This window comes from Bacteroides ndongoniae, assembly GCF_900108345.1.
Taxonomy (GTDB): domain Bacteria; phylum Bacteroidota; class Bacteroidia; order Bacteroidales; family Bacteroidaceae; genus Bacteroides; species Bacteroides ndongoniae.
On the sequence record NZ_FNVV01000014.1, the window covers coordinates 861,712 to 877,404 of the forward strand.

At 54.1% G+C, this 15,693-nt stretch carries 18 protein-coding genes and 1 tRNA gene; 8 read left to right on the forward strand and 11 right to left on the reverse strand.

Annotated features, from left to right (window positions below; all coding sequences use genetic code 11):
- Positions 1–46: 46 nt before the first annotated feature.
- Positions 47–511 (reverse strand): MaoC family dehydratase, encoded by a 465-nt coding sequence (locus BQ5591_RS14565; RefSeq protein ID WP_022164086.1) that lies wholly within the window; start codon positions 509–511, stop codon positions 47–49.
- Positions 512–686: 175 nt separating this feature from the next.
- Between BQ5591_RS14565 and BQ5591_RS14570 the strand changes: the two genes are divergently transcribed.
- The 3 genes from BQ5591_RS14570 to BQ5591_RS14580 all read left to right on the forward strand — a co-directional run bounded on the left by BQ5591_RS14570 (position 687) and on the right by BQ5591_RS14580 (position 3,035).
- The gene (locus tag BQ5591_RS14570; RefSeq protein ID WP_071149902.1) at positions 687–1,097 is read left to right on the forward strand and encodes a secondary thiamine-phosphate synthase enzyme YjbQ; all 411 of its coding nucleotides are present in this window, start codon (positions 687–689) and stop codon (positions 1,095–1,097) included.
- A gap of 144 nt (positions 1,098–1,241) precedes the next feature.
- Positions 1,242–2,003: an SDR family NAD(P)-dependent oxidoreductase gene (locus tag BQ5591_RS14575; protein ID WP_071149903.1), complete on the forward strand. Its 762-nt coding sequence runs from the start codon at positions 1,242–1,244 to the stop codon at positions 2,001–2,003.
- Between the two features lie 51 nt (positions 2,004–2,054).
- On the forward strand, positions 2,055–3,035 hold the full coding sequence (locus BQ5591_RS14580) for a lytic transglycosylase domain-containing protein (RefSeq protein ID WP_071149904.1): 981 nt from the start codon (positions 2,055–2,057) through the stop codon (positions 3,033–3,035).
- Positions 3,036–3,456: 421 nt separating this feature from the next.
- Here BQ5591_RS14580 and BQ5591_RS14585 read toward each other — a convergent pair whose 3' ends face one another.
- The 4 genes from BQ5591_RS14585 to BQ5591_RS21450 all read right to left on the reverse strand — a co-directional run bounded on the left by BQ5591_RS14585 (position 3,457) and on the right by BQ5591_RS21450 (position 6,175).
- On the reverse strand, positions 3,457–4,230 hold the full coding sequence (locus tag BQ5591_RS14585) for a TIGR03915 family putative DNA repair protein (RefSeq protein ID WP_071149905.1): 774 nt from the start codon (positions 4,228–4,230) through the stop codon (positions 3,457–3,459).
- Between the two features lie 152 nt (positions 4,231–4,382).
- A complete protein-coding gene (locus BQ5591_RS14590; RefSeq protein ID WP_071150747.1) occupies positions 4,383–5,657 on the reverse strand; it encodes a putative DNA modification/repair radical SAM protein in 1,275 nt (424 codons plus the stop codon).
- A 193-nt stretch (positions 5,658–5,850) separates the two neighbouring features.
- The gene (locus BQ5591_RS14595; RefSeq protein ID WP_022162130.1) at positions 5,851–6,024 is read right to left on the reverse strand and encodes a hypothetical protein; all 174 of its coding nucleotides are present in this window, start codon (positions 6,022–6,024) and stop codon (positions 5,851–5,853) included.
- Positions 6,008–6,175, reverse strand: a complete 168-nt coding sequence (locus BQ5591_RS21450; protein ID WP_159434490.1) for a hypothetical protein — start codon at positions 6,173–6,175, stop codon at positions 6,008–6,010. Before BQ5591_RS21450 ends, BQ5591_RS14595 begins: the two co-directional genes overlap by 17 nt.
- Here BQ5591_RS21450 and BQ5591_RS14600 point away from each other — a divergent pair.
- The 5 genes from BQ5591_RS14600 to BQ5591_RS14620 all read left to right on the forward strand — a co-directional run bounded on the left by BQ5591_RS14600 (position 6,174) and on the right by BQ5591_RS14620 (position 8,790).
- Positions 6,174–6,821 carry an AlbA family DNA-binding domain-containing protein gene (locus BQ5591_RS14600; protein WP_071149906.1) on the forward strand — a complete coding sequence of 216 codons (648 nt, stop codon included), beginning with the start codon at positions 6,174–6,176 and terminating at the stop codon, positions 6,819–6,821. The two genes, BQ5591_RS21450 and BQ5591_RS14600, sit on opposite strands and share 2 nt — an antisense overlap.
- 170 nt (positions 6,822–6,991) lie before the next feature.
- Positions 6,992–7,621 carry a hypothetical protein gene (locus BQ5591_RS14605; RefSeq protein ID WP_071149907.1) on the forward strand — a complete coding sequence of 210 codons (630 nt, stop codon included), beginning with the start codon at positions 6,992–6,994 and terminating at the stop codon, positions 7,619–7,621.
- A gap of 20 nt (positions 7,622–7,641) precedes the next feature.
- Entirely contained in the window at positions 7,642–8,217 is a 576-nt protein-coding gene (locus BQ5591_RS14610; RefSeq protein WP_022162127.1) for a uracil-DNA glycosylase family protein, read from the forward strand.
- A gap of 64 nt (positions 8,218–8,281) precedes the next feature.
- Positions 8,282–8,357 (forward strand) — tRNA-Trp (locus tag BQ5591_RS14615).
- Positions 8,358–8,379: 22 nt separating this feature from the next.
- The gene (locus BQ5591_RS14620) at positions 8,380–8,790 is read left to right on the forward strand and encodes a YbaN family protein (RefSeq protein ID WP_083380995.1); all 411 of its coding nucleotides are present in this window, start codon (positions 8,380–8,382) and stop codon (positions 8,788–8,790) included.
- 58 nt (positions 8,791–8,848) lie between these two features.
- Here the strand turns inward: BQ5591_RS14620 and BQ5591_RS14625 are convergent, their stop codons facing one another.
- The 6 genes from BQ5591_RS14625 to BQ5591_RS14650 form a co-directional block, all read right to left on the reverse strand.
- A complete protein-coding gene (locus BQ5591_RS14625) occupies positions 8,849–9,427 on the reverse strand; it encodes a LutC/YkgG family protein (RefSeq protein WP_022162112.1) in 579 nt (192 codons plus the stop codon).
- A gap of 2 nt (positions 9,428–9,429) precedes the next feature.
- Entirely contained in the window at positions 9,430–10,812 is a 1,383-nt protein-coding gene (locus BQ5591_RS14630; protein ID WP_071149908.1) for a lactate utilization protein B, read from the reverse strand.
- Positions 10,809–11,549 carry a (Fe-S)-binding protein gene (locus BQ5591_RS14635; protein ID WP_071149909.1) on the reverse strand — a complete coding sequence of 247 codons (741 nt, stop codon included), beginning with the start codon at positions 11,547–11,549 and terminating at the stop codon, positions 10,809–10,811. The genes BQ5591_RS14630 and BQ5591_RS14635 overlap by 4 nt, the downstream gene beginning before the upstream one ends.
- 33 nt (positions 11,550–11,582) lie before the next feature.
- Positions 11,583–12,128: a 7-carboxy-7-deazaguanine synthase QueE gene (locus BQ5591_RS14640; protein WP_071149910.1), complete on the reverse strand. Its 546-nt coding sequence runs from the start codon at positions 12,126–12,128 to the stop codon at positions 11,583–11,585.
- Positions 12,115–12,447: a 6-carboxytetrahydropterin synthase QueD gene (gene queD, locus BQ5591_RS14645; protein WP_022162108.1), complete on the reverse strand. Its 333-nt coding sequence runs from the start codon at positions 12,445–12,447 to the stop codon at positions 12,115–12,117. The genes BQ5591_RS14640 and queD overlap by 14 nt, the downstream gene beginning before the upstream one ends.
- Before the next feature lie 273 nt (positions 12,448–12,720).
- Entirely contained in the window at positions 12,721–15,396 is a 2,676-nt protein-coding gene (locus tag BQ5591_RS14650; RefSeq protein WP_071150749.1) for a transglutaminase family protein, read from the reverse strand.
- Positions 15,397–15,693: the final 297 nt, after the last annotated feature.

Here is a 15,693-nt window from a genome sequence, read left to right on the forward strand (position 1 = left end):
CCTGAATAATCCGTGGTGAATATCGAAAAACGCCGTAGCGAGAGGCTTAATTGAAGTAGTACAAGAAAACGGCCACACCTTCGAGAGCTTTCTTCTTCTCGCCCTCAATCTCGATGGCAAACTTGATTTCGGCTTTGGCCACACCGCGCAGATTGGCCAGCGATTGCAGATCGGCCACCAGACGGATGCGCTGACCCGAAAGAACAGCCTGTCCGAACTTCATCTTCTCCATGCCATAGTTGATCATCATCTTCAGGTTGTTCACCTCGATGATCTGGCCCCACAAGTAAGGCAGCATCGAAAGAGTGAGATACCCGTGCGCGATGGTGCTGTGGAAGGGGCTCTCCACCTTAGCACGCTCGGTGTCGACGTGAATCCACTGATGGTCGAGCGTAGCGTCGGCAAACAGATTGATGCGCTCCTGCGGCAATTCTACATAGTCGGACACGCCGATGCGCTGTCCTACTAATTTTTCAAAATCCTCGTACGAATTGATAACAACTTTTTCCATAAATTTCTTTTTAGATTTATAACGGCCAGCAAATATCGCCTTTTTTCGCCAAAAGGCAAAAGATAAGCGCAAGGATATGCCCGATAAAAGCCAATTTTGGCGTATATTTGCACAAAGTCCGCCCACGGAAGAAGATGAAAGCCGGCGGACGCCAAACTTCTGAAGAACCGAAAAAATGATAACGCAAAAAGAATTTACCCTGACGCCCCACCGGAGGGGCTTCCACCTGGTGACCGACGAAATAGTGCGCAATCTGCCGCCCCTGCCCGAAGCGGGGCTGCTGCATCTGTTCATCAAGCACACATCGGCCGCGCTGAGCATCAACGAGAATGCCGACCCCGACGTACAGACGGACATGACAGCCATTTTCGACCGCCTGGTGCGCGAACGCGAACCTTACTATCAACATACCTGCGAGGGCGACGACGACATGCCAGCGCACGCCAAATCGACACTGGTGGGAGCCTCGCTCACCATCCCCATCAGCCACGGACACCTGAACATGGGCATCTGGCAGGGCATCTACCTGTGCGAGTTCCGAAACCGAGGCGGAGGAAGGCGGATTGTGGCGACGGTCGTTGGATAAATGAAGAATGAAAAATGAAGAATGAAGAATTTCTAACGAATAACCGACCTGCGACAACCACTCGTAACTCATAACTCATAACCCATAACTCGTAGCTCGTAGCTTGTAGCTTGTAGCTCGTAGCTTGTAACTCGTAACTAAACAATGAAGAAAGCTATTATTATCGGAGCCACATCCGGCATAGGGCTCGAAGTGGCTCGCCTGCTGCTTCGGCGGGGATGGCGTATCGGCGTGGCCGGACGGCGCGAAGAGGCTTTACAAGCGCTGCGTAGCACGGCACCCGAACAGGTGGAAACGGCACGCATCGACGTCACCCGCGACGACGCTCCCGAACGCCTGAGGGCGCTCATCGACCGGCTGGGCGGCATGGACCTGTTCTTCCTCAGCTCGGGCATCGGCTATCAGAATCCGACACTCGACCCCAACATCGAACTACGCACGGCGCGCACCAACGTCGAGGGCTTCACCCGCATGACGACGGCTGCTTTCGACTACTTCAGGCAACAGCAGACCGAGGGCCGACTGCCGAGCGAGGGCGGACACATCGCCGTCATCAGCTCCATCGCAGGCACCAAGGGGCTGGGAGCCGCACCGGCTTACTCGGCCACCAAACGCTTTCAGAACACCTACATCGACGCTCTGGAGCAGCTGGCCCGCATGCAGCACCTGCGCATCTGCTTCACCGACATCCGTCCGGGCTTCGTAGCGACCGACCTGCTGCGAGGTGGCAACTACCCCATGCTGATGCGTCCTGAGCGCGTAGCACAGCACATCGTAAGGGCGCTGGAGCAACGCAAACGGGTGGCCATCATCGACGTTCGCTATCGGCTGCTGGTGTTCTTCTGGAGGCTCATTCCACGGACGATATGGAAGCGAATGCCGGTAGGGAGAAAAAATGAAGAATGAAGAATGAAGAATGAAGAATTAAGAATGAAGAATTAACCAGTTACCATTAAAATGAAACAAAAACCCATACCCATCATACTGACCGCCGGCATCGCCCTGTGCATCGGTGCCGCCTTGCCCCTGCTGACGGGGGGAAGCCCGTTCGACCCGACGCGCGACTCGGTGAAGTCCGAAGTGCCCTACTGCGTAGCACCGCCCAGCGTGCCCGATCAGATTGTCTTTGCCGGACAAACCATCGACCTGAAGCGCTACGACCACCGCGAGCGGATGGATCGCGAACTGATGTCGTTCACCTACATGCACTCCAGCACCATGCTCACCATCAAGCGCGCCAACCGCTACTTTCCCATCATCGAGCCCATCCTGAAGGAGAACGGCGTGCCCGACGACTTCAAGTACCTGGCCGTCATCGAGAGCAGCCTCAACACCCTGGCGCGAAGTCCGGCCGGAGCCGCAGGCCTGTGGCAATTCATGCCCGCCACGGGGCGCGAATACGGGCTGGAGGTGAATGCCAACATCGACGAGCGCTACCACGTGGAGAAGGAGACGCGAGCCGCCTGCCGCTACCTGAAGGATGCTTACGAGCGCTTCGGCAACTGGCTGTGCGTGGCCGCCTCGTACAACGCCGGACAGGGTCGCATTTCGTCCGAAATGAAGAAGCAGCTGGCCAGTCAAGCCGTCGACCTGTGGCTGGTGGAAGAAACCTCGCGCTACATGTTCCGCCTGTTGGCCGCCAAGGCCGTCGTCAGCGAACCGCAGCGCTACGGCTTCCTGCTGAAACGCGAACACCTCTATCCGCCCATCCCCTACCGCGAAGTGACCGTCGACACCGGCATCGACTCGCTGGCCGTCTTTGCCCGCCGCGAGGGCATCACCTACGCCCAGCTGAAGGATGCCAACCCCTGGCTGCGCGAACGCTCGCTGGCCAACAAAAGCCGCCGCACTTACGTGCTGAAGATTCCTACACAGGCGGGCATGAACTACGACCCGCGGCAGACGGTGCCTCATCGGCGAGAGTGGGTGATCGACTGAAACGCCTGCGGGCGTTTCTCCCTCCCCGTCGTCGTCGCCGCTGTCGTTTCTCGTCGTCGGCAGCACGTCGGCGCCCCCCTTTTCGCCAACTTGCCAACCTGTTCACCCGCCAATCTGCCCTCTTGCCTCCTCCTTGCCCCAACAAAGATACAGACAAGCGGTCGGAGAGCCATAAAACAGGCTGTTCTATCGTGTGAAAATCTGTTAATAAAACGCCAATTCAGTGTTAATAAAGCTAACTCGTTGAAAGACAGCGCGCCGGAGGGAATTTTATACGATTTCACCTCATTTGTTTATTTTTATTTGCAAAATCGGACAGAATCGGCTTATCCTGTCGGCGTTACAGTATTACAGTTACAGTTAAGTAAAAATCAGAAATCAGCAGGTAGAGGCCGACACGAAACAGCCCCAACAACATGTACTACTGCTGCTTTTCGGTCAGATACTTCCAATAGCGCACGGGCATGTCCTGCCGGTGCTTACGCGGATTGAGGCGCTCCTTGATGCAGATGGCCTTGAAGTAAGTTTGCCACAGCTGCTGAAAGAGGCGTTCGTCCTTGTCCAGCAGACTGTCGTCCAGGCGGCCGGAGGCAAGGTGTGGCAGGTTGTCCTCCTCGTCGAAGGTGACGCGGCGAAGGTCCGTCAGGTCGTAGTAGAAACCATAGGCGCGGCCCACGTCGTAGATCAGCCAGCGCTGGTCGGCAAAGCGGTCGCGGAAGTGGGCCACAATCAGCGGCAGGGCGTTCTTCTGCGGCTCGATGGCGGCAAAGTAGGTGCCGTCGGCCGTCTTCTGGAAGCGGACAAACTGCATCAGCCGGTGGGCCTCCTGGCTGACTCGCCTCCACATGCGGGTGAAGGCCAGCACGTCGGGGTCGGCAAAGTTGGTCTCGATGGAGCGCGGGGCGTCGACAGCTTTGCGGATGTAGCGGAAGAGGAGCATGGGCGTCTCCGCCTCCTCGGCCAGCCAGCACTGCGCCAGGCAGTTCATGGCCGATGCCGACAGCTTCTTCTGCAAACCGCGCCACACACGGTCGGCCTTGGTATCGTCGGTATGTACGGCAAACACCTCGTCGCAGAACAGCAGCAGGGGCTCGTCCATGCCTTGCAATGCGTCGGGGAAGGTGCGGCGGGCGTAGGCCTCGAAAACGGCTGTCAGAAGGCCGGGAAAGGTGTTGTCGAACTGGAAGACGGTCATGTGAATGAAGAATGAAGAATTAAGAATGAAGAATTTTCTGAGATGAAGAATAAAGAATTAAGAATGAAGAATCTTCTGAAAATGAAGAATCGCCTGCGGGTGGAAACAATTCTTCATTCGGAGGCGTAGCCGACATTCTTAATTCTTCATTTTCAGGGGGTGAGGCTCTCCCCCCACTCTATACTCAGCTGCCGCTCGTCCGTCAGTTTCTTGGGCTTGGTCACCAGCAGTCGGCGGACGCCTTGCGGGGTCAGCTCGTGGATGGTGCGGGCGGGTAGTTCGTTGCAGGTCAGGAAGTATTGCGCTTTCTTCATCACCACGCCCATCTTCTTCAGCTCGTAGAAGCTCAGTCGCGAGAAGCGGCGCGAGGCCACGATGAGGCGGGCAGACTTCACACCCACGCCGGGGATGCGCAGCAGCAGTTCGTAGTCGGCACGGTTCACGTCGACGGGGAACTGCTCGGGATGGCGAAGAGCCCAGGCCAGTTTGGGGTCGACTTCGAGGTCAAGGTCGGGATAGGCGTCGTCGACAATCTCGTCGACCTTGAACTGATAGAAGCGCAACAGCCAGTCGGCCTGATACAGGCGGTTCTCGCGCACCAGCGGAGGCTGTTTCAGGGCGGGCAGGCGTTTGTCGTAGGTGTTCACCGAGACGTAGCCCGAATAGTAGACACGGCGCATCGTGGGGCGGCTGTACAGGGCGGACGACAGCGTGAGGATGTCGCGGTCGGTCTCCGACGTGGCACCCACAATCATCTGCGTGCTCTGTCCGGCGGGGGCAAATCGGGGCGCGTGGCGATGCTTCTTGCGCTCCTCGGCGCTTTCGAGCACACCCTGCTGGATGTATCGCATGGGGGCGAAGACACTCTGATGATCTTTCTCGGGCGCCAGCAGCTTCAGGTTCTCCTCGCGGGGAATCTCGATGTTGACGCTCAGACGGTCGGCGTAGAGGCCGGCTTCGTTCACCAGCTCGCGGCTGGCGCCGGGGATGCTCTTCAGGTGGATGTAGCCGTTGAAGCGGTGCACCAGGCGCAGATCTTTGGCCACGCGCACCAGGCGCTCCATCGTGTAGTCGGGATTGCGCACCACTCCGCTGCTCAGGAAGAGGCCCTCGATGTAATTGCGGCGGTAGAACTCGATGGTCAGGTCCACCAACTCGCTGACCGACAGCGTGGCGCGCGGCAGATCGTTGCTGCGGCGGTTGATGCAGTAGGCACAGTCGTAGATGCAATAGTTGGTCAGCATCACCTTCAGCAGGGAGATGCAGCGCCCGTCCTCGGCAAAGCTGTGGCAGATGCCCACGCCGCCTACGGTGTTGCCCAGCATGCCGGCGCGGTTGGAGCGCACCGTTCCGCTGCTCGAACAGGAGACGTCGTACTTGGCCGACTCGGCCAGTATCTTCAGTTTATTCAGTACATTTTCGTTCATAATCATTCGCCGGAATCCCTCACTATCGGCCGGACAAAAATACAAAAATCTCTGCATCCTGATGCGCAGAAAGCCTATTTTTAAGATTCCGGCCGTCTGCCCTTCCGCCAGCTTCGGACATTTACATATCTATACAAAAAAAGACTGCCTCACCAATCGGGGCAGTCTTCTTTTCTTCTTCAGAAGGCTATACTTATTTAGCGGCTTCCAAAGATGCTTTACGGAAAGCTTTCATTGCTTTTTCGATTTCCAAAGAAGCCTTACGGGCACGGGTTCCAGCGGCTTTATTACCAGTTTCAATCTGTGCCTTCGCATCTTTTTCGAACGCTGCATACAATTCAGCAACCTTTTCAACTAATTCTTTCATAATCCTTTAAAATTACTCTGTTAATAATGTTTGGCAAAAATACATTCTTTCCTGGAATAAATGCAGAAAAAAAGATTTTTTTTTGAAATAAAAGCTGATTTTGTTCAAAAAGCAGGCATATCCGCTTTTTTTCACCTACTTTTGCAGCCATGAAAACGTTTACTGATACAGAATATATACACGCCTTGATAGCCGAAGGCGAACATCAGCAACAGGACTTCAAGTTCGAAATATCCGATGCGCGCAAGATAGCCAAAACCCTTTCGGCATTTGCCAACACCGACGGCGGACGGCTGCTGATCGGCGTGAAAGACAACGGAAAAATAGCCGGCGTACGCTCGGACGAAGAGCAATATATGATAGAGGCCGCCGCACAGCTGTATTGCTCGCCGCAAGTGGACTATCGCATGCACACCTACCTGGCCGAAGGACGGAGTGTCCTCGTGGTCGAAGTAGAAGAAAGCCGGCAGAAACCCGTCTACGCCCGCGACGAATCGGGCAAGAACCTGGCCTATCTGCGCATCAAGGACGAAAACATACTGGCCACGCCCGTACACCTGCGCGTGTGGCAGCAAAGCGGCAATCCGCAAGGCGAACTCATCGAGTACACCCAGCGCGAACAGCTGCTGCTCGACCTGTTGCGCGAGAACGAGCTTCTGTCGCTGAACCGCTACTGCCGCATGGCCCGCCTCTCGCGCCACGCCGCCGAGCATCTGCTGGCCAAGTTCATCCGCTACGGCATTGTAGAGACCGTGTTCGAAGGGCACAAGTTCCACTTCCGCCTGAAGCTGAGCTGAGGTAAGGTTCTCTCCTCCCTCCCCCCTGATTGCCGACCGGCTGGAGGCATAGAAGACGATCTGGAATGCTGGCCGAAGAAAAATTAAGAAATAAGCCATGCACAATATTGGTGTAAACCGACTTATTTCGTACTTTTGTAGCACAATTTCAATACTATTCATCAAACGATATGGGAATATTTACCAACTTATTCAAAAAAAATACTGAAGAGAATTCTTCAAAAAACGTAGAAGACTTCGTGTCGCTGACCCGCGTATATTTTCAGTCGGTCATCGCTGCCAACCTGGGCATCACCAACATACGCTTTGTGCCCGACGTGGCCAACTTTAAGCGCCTGTTCAAGATCCCTACCCAGGGCGGACGGCTGGGACAAGCCGAAAAAACAGCTTCGAAGAAGATGCTGATGCAAGACTACGGCCTGAGCGAAAACTTCTTCAAGGAAATCGACTCATCCGTCAAGAAGCACTGCCGTACGCAGAACGACGTACAGTCCTACCTCTTTATGTATCAGGGATTTTCGAACGACCTGATGATGCTGATGGGCAACCTGATGCAATGGAAATTCCGCATGCCCTCCATCTTCAAAGGAGCCCTGCGCACCATGACCGAGAAGACCGTACACGAAGTATGCACCAAAACCGTGTGGAAGAAAGACGACGTGCACAAGACAGCCGCATCCGTACGCCAATACAAAGAACGCCTGGGCTACTCCGAACAATGGATGACAGAATACGTCTACAACATCGTGATGCTGGCCAAGAAAGAAGCTGGAAAGAAGAAGGAAGAGACTGAGAAATGAGTTGACTAAACAAAAGGCCAATGAACATAGAGCAACATCCCCTGGAACCTTTCCTGCCCGAAAACGCCCAAGTGCTGATGCTGGGAAGCTTTCCGCCGCAACGTAAGCGGTGGTCGATGGAGTTCTATTACCCCAACTGGAACAACGATATGTGGCGAATCACAGGCCTCATCTTCTTCGGCGATAAGGAGCACTTCGTAGATAAGCAACAGAAACGCTTCGACCGCGAACGCCTCGTCAGCTTCCTGCGCCAGAAGGGGATTGCCCTGTTCGACACCGCAACCGCCGTACGCCGCCTGCAAGACAATGCGTCGGACAAGTACCTCGAAGTAGTGCAGCCCACCGACGTTTCTGCTCTGCTCCGCCGTCTGCCAGTGTGCCGCGCCGTCGTCACCACAGGCGAAAAAGCTACCGATACCCTCTGTACACTGTTCGGCATCGAAGCCCCCAGGGTAGGCGACTTCGGCGAGTTCGTCTTCGACGGACGCCCCATGCGTCTGTATCGGATGCCCTCATCCTCGCGAGCCTATCCGCTGGCGCTGGAAAAAAAAGCGGCCGTCTATCGCCTTATGTATCAGGACTTGCAGATGCTTTGACAAACTTTTATTTGTCGAAGTGCTTGCATATTCAAAACTTTCCATTACCTTTGCAGCCGCAAACACGGGAATAGCTCAGTTGGTAGAGCATCGGTCTCCAAAACCGAGTGTCGGGAGTTCGAGCCTCTCTTCCCGTGCCAACCGAAGGAAGTTGAAACTGAAATGAGTTACAGCTTCCTTTTTTTGTATCAGATAAGCAGCATTTGGCGCGTCATGAAAACCCTCTACATCATCCTCGGAAGCCTGTCGCTCGGGCTGGGAGTAGCCGGCATCTTCCTGCCGATACTGCCCACCACCCCCTTTCTGCTACTGACGGCAGCTCTCTACTTCCGCGGCTCGCCACGCCTGTACGACTGGCTGCTACGACAAAAGCGGCTGGGCCCTTACATCCGCAACTTCCGCGAACATAAAGCCATACCGCTTCATGCCAAAATCGTCTCCGTAGGCCTGACGTGGCTCACCATCCTCTATTGCGTAGTCTTTCTGCTTCCGCAAGTATGGCTGAAGCTGTTGCTGCTGGCGTTGGCCGCGGGCATCAGCTGCCACATCCTGTCGTACAAGACGCTGAAATAGTTTTTCTTTCTGTTTCCGTTCTCGTTTTCTTGCTTCTAAGCCCCTTGTGTGTGCAGCATTACTTCAGCACCACCAGCACCTTGCGGGCTCCGTGGGCCCCCATCACCAATGCCTGCTCGATATCGGCCGTCTTCGAAGGACCCGAAATGAAAACCCCATAAGGATAAGCCTCCGACTTCAGAGCAGCATAGGCTTCGTGCATGTTATTGACAAGGCGGTTGCGGTCGACAACGATGAGCAAGGCCTCGGCTATGAAATAGAGCAGCTTATGCTTCACGGCCTGAGGTATCCACACAGCGCCGTTTTCGGCCACTCCTATCTCGCCTGGAACAACAGCCAGATCAATGCCGTTCAGCTCCTGCGCACGCTCCAAATCGTCAGGATTGAGCGTAGCACATGTAACTTCGGGCAGGTTCGAAGCAATGCTCCGCGCCTCGGGGAAGTAAGTACGAATCAGCGAGTCGAGGGTGTCACCCTCTTGCCACAAAACGGCATTGCCTCCCACCTGACGGCTGACATCGCAAAACTGACTGATCTTGTCTGCATAAGTCGTTGCCTTCACCGCCCACTGGGGATAATCGAAACGCTGGCGGGTGTTGAGGCGTATCTTGTTTAAAATTTCATCACGGCTGCTCATGGTTATTTCTCCTCCTTTCCTTGAACTTTATTCTTCTTCCACATTTCGTTAAACGACTCGGAAGCAAACTTGGGCAATTCACGTCCCTTTCCCCAGTCGTTCAGTCCGTTGTACTTCATAAACCGAGGCAAGGCATTCACCATCGGAGCTGCCCACAAAGCAGCATTAAACAGGTGCGGACGCTCCATCAGGAATTCCATACCTTCCGACATATATTGTTTCTCGGTGCTGGCCTTGCCGATGGCTTTCAAACCCTGACGCCATTTGTATATCTGCTCGCCCAGGTCAACCTTGGCCGGGCAAACGTTGGAGCAGGACAGGCAAAGCGAACAGGCCGACAGGTTGTCGTAGTACTTCTGCGGGTCGTGAGCCATGCCCAGATTGATACCGATGGGGCCGGGGATGAAGTAGGTGTAAGAGTATCCCCCGCTGCGGCGGTAAACGGGGCAGGTGTTCATGCACGCTCCGCATCGGATGCAGTTCAGCAGACGGATGTGGTCGGTGTTGGCCAACATTTCTGTCCGCCCGTTGTCCACGATGATGATGTGGTACTCGCCTCCCTGACGCGGCGAGCGGAAATGTGAAGTATAGGTAGTGCTGGGTTGTCCGGTGCCCGAACGTGCCAGCAAACGAGTGAAAACACCCAACGCATCCATGTCGGGCACAATCTTTTCGAGCCCGAAAGCCGATATGTTCAGCTTAGGACAGGACATGCCCATGTCGGCATTGCCTTCGTTGGTGCACACCACCACATCGCCCGTCGAGGCTACTGCGAAGTTAGCCCCTGTCATGGCTGCATCCGCATTCAGAAAGATATTACGCAGATTCTTGCGGGCTACGTGCGTCAGATAAGTAGGATCGTAGTTGCCTTTCTCGGCCCCCATCTCTTTTTCGAAGAGCTCGCCCACCTGCTGCCGCTTGATGTGGATAGCGGGCAACACTACATGGCTGGGCGGCAGGTGCATCAGTTGCAAAATGCGCTCGCCCAAGTCGGTCTCTACAGTGTCGATACCTTTCGATATCAGGAAGGGATCGAGTTCGCACTCTTCGGAAAGCATGGACTTACTCTTTACAAAGCGCTTCACACCGTGGCTGCTGAGCAGGTCGTAGATAATCTGACGATATTCTTCGGCATCTTTAGCCCAATGCACAATGGCGCCGTTGGCTGTTGCATTCTTTTCAAACTCTACCAACAACTCGTCCAGGTGGCTGTTGGAGTATAGTTTCAGCTGGCAGGCCTTCTCGCGCAAGTCCTCCCATTCGGGCAGTTCACGGCTTATCTTATCTCGTTTGGCACGCACCATCCAGAGGGTTTCGTTGTGCCATGCCACCATATCCTTATTCTGAAGGAACTTCTCGGCGGCTTTTGAATGCTTGGTACTCATAGTTGTGAAGCTAATATTTCGACAATATGAATGGTTTTCACGGGCAGATGCTCACGATCGATGACACCCTGCATGTGCATCAGGCAAGAGCTGTCGGCACCGGTGATATATTCGGCTCCCGTCTCCATGTGATGTCTGATTTTATCCTGAGCCATGCAGACGGATACCGCCTGCTCTTCGACGGCAAACATACCTCCAAAACCGCAGCACTCGTCGGGATGAGCTGGTTCGAAGACTTCGATCCCCTGCACCATCGACAGCAGGTCGCGGAGTTTGTTGTAATAAGGAATGTTGCGCTCGCTGGGCGATGAAAGATTCAACTCGCGCACGCCGTGGCAGCTGTTGTGAATACTCACTTTGTGGGGGAAGCTGGCTTTCAGCGAAGAAGGCTTCAGTACATCGTGTACAAACTCACACAGGTCGTATATTTTCCCTGCACTTTGACACTGATGCCCTTCGTGCTTTAAGATGCCGGGATGATTCAGTTTCACAAAGGCCACACAACTAGCCGAAGGGCCGACAATGTAGTCGTAAGCCTTGAACAAATCCTCGAATCGACGGGCCATTTCCGAGGCTTTGTCCTCGAAACCCGCATTGGCCATCGGCTGGCCGCAACAAGTCTGGTCGAGCGGATAATCGACGTCCACACCCAGGCTTTTCAGCAGTTTGTAAGACGCCACTCCCACTTGCGGATAGATGGCGTTGATATAACATGGAATAAACAAACCTACCTTCATGGGTTCATCAGATTATAATGTATTGTTAATCATTTATTGAATATTGATCAGCTTATGCGTCTGCAAGCTAAGCCTCCAACGCGGATGCTCCAAGACGCAAGCCACCGTCTCGGCCGTGTTCAGACACGAACAAGGCTGAAGGAAGAAATGTCTGGCAGGCAGCTGCTCGTAACAGGCCAAGTCCTGCCCTTCGTACACCACCTTTACTTCGTCCATACGCGTCAGCCTCAACTCTCCACCCTGCTTGGGCGAACAGGTCACCCAGTCGATGTTCGCTGGAAGAGGACGGGTACCGTTGGTTTCGATGCAAACGTATTTTCCTGCCTCGTGCAAACGGTCGACAAACGCCTCGTCGATCCACAGCGAAGGTTCGCCACCCGTCAAAATCACCATCGTAGAAGGATATCGGCTGACTTCGGCCACGATGTCGTCGTCGGACATCATCACTCCGCTTTCGTGCTGCGTATCGCAAAAAGAGCACTTCAGGTTGCAGCCCGAAAAACGTACAAATACCGCAGGCGTACCCGTGTGAAATCCTTCGCCTTGCAGGCTATAGAATATCTCGTTAATCTTTCTCATAGACAGCCATGTTTGACTCAGACTCCTGCACTTCAACTTTAAAACAGGTGGGTATCTGCTCACATACCCAACGGGCTATGTTTTCGGCTGTAGGATTAAAAGGAAGTACTTCGTTCAGATTGCGGTGATCGAGTTTCTCTTTCACCACCTGCTTGATGTGGCTGAAGTCGACTACCATCCCATCGGCATTCAGCTCCTTCGAACGGCAATACACTGTGATAATCCAATTGTGACCATGCAAATTCTCGCATTTGCTACGATAAGAAAGGCTCAGACTGTGTGCAGCCGATACCTCCATGCGTTTGATAACTGTATACATACGACTTGTTAATACTCTGATTAATAGAACTTTTTTATCGATCATTGCATCTAATGTCACCTCAATGCGCCAGCAAAAATAATAAAAAAACAAACAATCTGTCCCCCTAAGCAGAATATCTTGCAACCGAAATCTCTCAATTTCTACGTGCAAAGCCTCTTTAAGGCTCTCTGCTTAACAGGACAGATTGACTTATCATCGGTCGGTCAAAATAGCAAACAAAACGTCGCTTTGCCAATGACAGACTTATCTTCTTTTCTACTCATCCATTTCTTATTCAATCCCCTTTATGGTCTTCATCAATTGCTCACCAAGACCGATGGTATATCCCTGCGAGACGAAGACTACACGGTTGAACGTATCGGCGATGATGAAGACAGGCAAATTGCCTGACCGCCTCAGCTTCATGTTCTCGGCTATCTGTTCGGCTATACCGTCGGTGTCGATACCATAGATCACCGTCGAAGGAAGAGCCGGGAAAGAAGAAGGCGTGAACTTGGAAGCCTGCTTCTCGTCGGGGAACAGCAACACCATCTTGCGTCCCCACTTCTCCAGGTCGGCTTTCAAGGCAGCTATGTCGCGCAAAGCATGATTCGTAGGTTCCTGGTTGACACCTAATACACCCACTACGAAGTAGCCGCGTCCGCAAGCCTGCAACAGGCTTTGCTGTTCGTCCGTTGCCTTGCCATCCCAACGGGTAAAGAGCGATTCGGAGTTGAAGTTGCCTATCACCTGTACTTCATCCTGACTTTCGCGCATCACAAGATCGATGCGGGTTGTCTGTCCCGGTTCGATGCTGAATGAAACCATCCGCGCAAGGACAGCGCCACTGGCCAGACGGGTTCCGGTGACCAACACATAGCTGCCGGCATCCAGCGAAGTACCGTTCTTCAGCAAGCCGGCCCAGGTGGTGCCTTCCGCATTGTTGGCATTGCCTTCTTCGTAGGTCAGCAACTGCAGCATACCTTCGGGGGTAAGTTTCGACAAAGTGAAGTGCGAATAATATTTAGGATTGTCCAACAACTTAATAGGAGTATAAGTTGCCACCAGTTTACCACTCTTTCCTTCTTCTACTTCCGAAGTTGTTTTCTCGAAATCTACATCAATGGCTCCGTTGTCGTTCAGCAATTGAACCTTACCCGTCACTTCGTGAATGCGTGCGGGGATACCCATGCTGCGTGCCATCGATACGAAGAAGATGTCGCGACTGTGCGGATCGGCCAGACGGGCTTTCCATACACCGGCCGGAGATATGGGCGAAGCACCCAGATTACAGTTCTTGTCCACACGGATGTTTTCCGACACCCAAGCGACAAGTTTCATCGGTTCGGCCACGTAAGCTTTGCACTCTTCCTCGGAAACCACTTGCTTGAAGAAGGCTTTATAAGGCGTCAGTGCCTCGTTGCTGACACGCGGATTGCGCACATAGCGGCGGAAAAGGTCGGCATTGGGGCAAAGACGCGACAACATGTGGTCCAGCAATACGTCGAGGGTAACATCGCGCAGGTCTTTCTCCGAAATGCGTTGCAGCAGGTCGAAACCACCCACCTTCGACTTCTCGGAGCGCAGACGGGCCATAAAGTTGGTGATGACGGCATGATTGCCACGCGAAGCCACCAGGATGCGGGCAGCAGCGTCCTCGTCCAAACGATACAGACGGGCAAACTCACGCGCCTTCTCGTCGGTCATGAAGGTGGCGGTATAGGCATTGCGGATAGAGTCTTCGTGTGCCAGACGGCGGTCGTTCTCGGCGCGTTGCTCGGGCGTTACTTCGGGCAGGTTGGCATTCTCGGCAGGAGGCACGATGTCCAGATCGACGGCAAACGCGGCACCCGGCTCTTTATCAAGCTTCACTTGCAGCTCGCTGTCCTTGCCGAAAGAAAGTTTGGCAAAGCCTGTCTTTCCGCCTTTCGATGCCCACACCAGCATATCGCCCTTGCCGGCAGTCAGCGAGGCCTTGCCTTCGGCATCGGTCTGCTTGCGGGCTACGGTATAGAATTCGGCATAGTTATAGAGTTTGAACTCGACAATGGCATCGGGCACAGACTTGCCTCCGGCGTCTACTACCTGCACCACGGCACGGGCTGTCGGGGCGTAATTGTCTATCACATTGATTTCCGTATAGCAATTGGTCACGGACATTACTTCTTCGGGGCCTTCGTAGCGTCCGAACACCTTGGTGTGCATCAGCATTCCCCGGCTGGCTGGGGCGTTGAACCATCCCAAGTCGAGTACGGGCTCGGGCTCGCAGGCTCCCAAGAAGTGCCACTTGCCGTCGGCCCAGGCCTCCACCCAGGCATGATTGTCGTCGGTGTGCGCCCAACGGGGCGTATAGACCTGACGCGCCGGTATGCCTACCGAACGCAAAGCGGCCACCAGCAAGGTAGACTCTTCGCCGCAACGGCCATAAGCCGTACGGACAGTAGCCATAGGCGAACTGGTGCGGGCATCGCTTGGCTGATAGACGGCCTTCTCGTGACACCAGTGGTTCACTTCGAGGATGGCGTCGTGCAGCGAAAGTTGCTTCACGCGGTCTTTCAGTTCCTTATAGAATACGACACGTGCACTGTCCAGATGCTCGTTGTTCACCCGCGCCGGAAGCACAAAGTGACGGAACAGTTCTTCGGGAATATCGCCGCCCCAGGGCATTTCGTCGGCTGCCTGACGCGATGCACGTACGTTCATCAAGTGGAATTCGCCCGGATAATCGGTAATGTCGGCCAGGGGCATGTAGGCATAAAGAAACTCCAGTGCCTCGCGCTCGTACGTGTCAAGGTCGGTGTCGAGCACGGCAAACAGGTCGCCCTGCGGCATCTGTTTCTTTTTCAGTTCCAGGTCTTGTTCTACCTTGGCACGGTATTCGGCATCTTTGATAAAATGGGAATTGCCGCACGCTGCAAGCAAGCACGACAGCAATAAGAAGTAAAGGGGAAGAAAACGAGTTCGCATAAGATTAAATTTATGTTGGTTACTCGGACAAAGATACTGAATGATGAGCGCAATACAAAAAGAAGCCTGCTTATTTTTTATTGCCGAACCGCATCCCTCCCCTTCCGTTTCCGAATCGGCAGACTGCTTTTTATCACGGAAAAGGCTGGCATCTTCGGACAGAACTCCAAGCCTGTCGGACAGTGCACGCTGGCTGCACAGCCACTGCAAACAGGTTGCAGCATCACTGCAAAGGCGTTGCAGCATCACTGCAAACCGCTTTGCAGCGACAGTGCAACGGGCGTGCACTGCTTCCGG

Bases quoted from the DNA above. Each gene is read 5' to 3' on its own strand.
- BQ5591_RS14565 (WP_022164086.1), bottom strand. From the start codon at position 511: ATGGAAAAAGTTGTTATCAATTCGTACGAGGATTTTGAAAAATTAGTA.
- BQ5591_RS14570 (WP_071149902.1), top strand. From the start codon at position 687: ATGATAACGCAAAAAGAATTTACCCTGACGCCCCACCGGAGGGGCTTC.
- BQ5591_RS14575 (WP_071149903.1), top strand. From the start codon at position 1,242: ATGAAGAAAGCTATTATTATCGGAGCCACATCCGGCATAGGGCTCGAA.
- BQ5591_RS14580 (WP_071149904.1), top strand. From the start codon at position 2,055: ATGAAACAAAAACCCATACCCATCATACTGACCGCCGGCATCGCCCTG.
- BQ5591_RS14585 (WP_071149905.1), bottom strand. From the start codon at position 4,230: ATGACCGTCTTCCAGTTCGACAACACCTTTCCCGGCCTTCTGACAGCC.
- BQ5591_RS14590 (WP_071150747.1), bottom strand. From the start codon at position 5,657: ATGAACGAAAATGTACTGAATAAACTGAAGATACTGGCCGAGTCGGCC.
- BQ5591_RS14595 (WP_022162130.1), bottom strand. From the start codon at position 6,024: ATGAAAGAATTAGTTGAAAAGGTTGCTGAATTGTATGCAGCGTTCGAA.
- BQ5591_RS14600 (WP_071149906.1), top strand. From the start codon at position 6,174: ATGAAAACGTTTACTGATACAGAATATATACACGCCTTGATAGCCGAA.
- BQ5591_RS21450 (WP_159434490.1), bottom strand. From the start codon at position 6,175: ATGGCTGCAAAAGTAGGTGAAAAAAAGCGGATATGCCTGCTTTTTGAA.
- BQ5591_RS14605 (WP_071149907.1), top strand. From the start codon at position 6,992: ATGGGAATATTTACCAACTTATTCAAAAAAAATACTGAAGAGAATTCT.
- BQ5591_RS14610 (WP_022162127.1), top strand. From the start codon at position 7,642: ATGAACATAGAGCAACATCCCCTGGAACCTTTCCTGCCCGAAAACGCC.
- BQ5591_RS14620 (WP_083380995.1), top strand. From the start codon at position 8,380: ATGAGTTACAGCTTCCTTTTTTTGTATCAGATAAGCAGCATTTGGCGC.
- BQ5591_RS14625 (WP_022162112.1), bottom strand. From the start codon at position 9,427: ATGAGCAGCCGTGATGAAATTTTAAACAAGATACGCCTCAACACCCGC.
- BQ5591_RS14630 (WP_071149908.1), bottom strand. From the start codon at position 10,812: ATGAGTACCAAGCATTCAAAAGCCGCCGAGAAGTTCCTTCAGAATAAG.
- BQ5591_RS14635 (WP_071149909.1), bottom strand. From the start codon at position 11,549: ATGAAGGTAGGTTTGTTTATTCCATGTTATATCAACGCCATCTATCCG.
- BQ5591_RS14640 (WP_071149910.1), bottom strand. From the start codon at position 12,128: ATGAGAAAGATTAACGAGATATTCTATAGCCTGCAAGGCGAAGGATTT.
- queD (WP_022162108.1), bottom strand. From the start codon at position 12,447: ATGTATACAGTTATCAAACGCATGGAGGTATCGGCTGCACACAGTCTG.
- BQ5591_RS14650 (WP_071150749.1), bottom strand. From the start codon at position 15,396: ATGCGAACTCGTTTTCTTCCCCTTTACTTCTTATTGCTGTCGTGCTTG.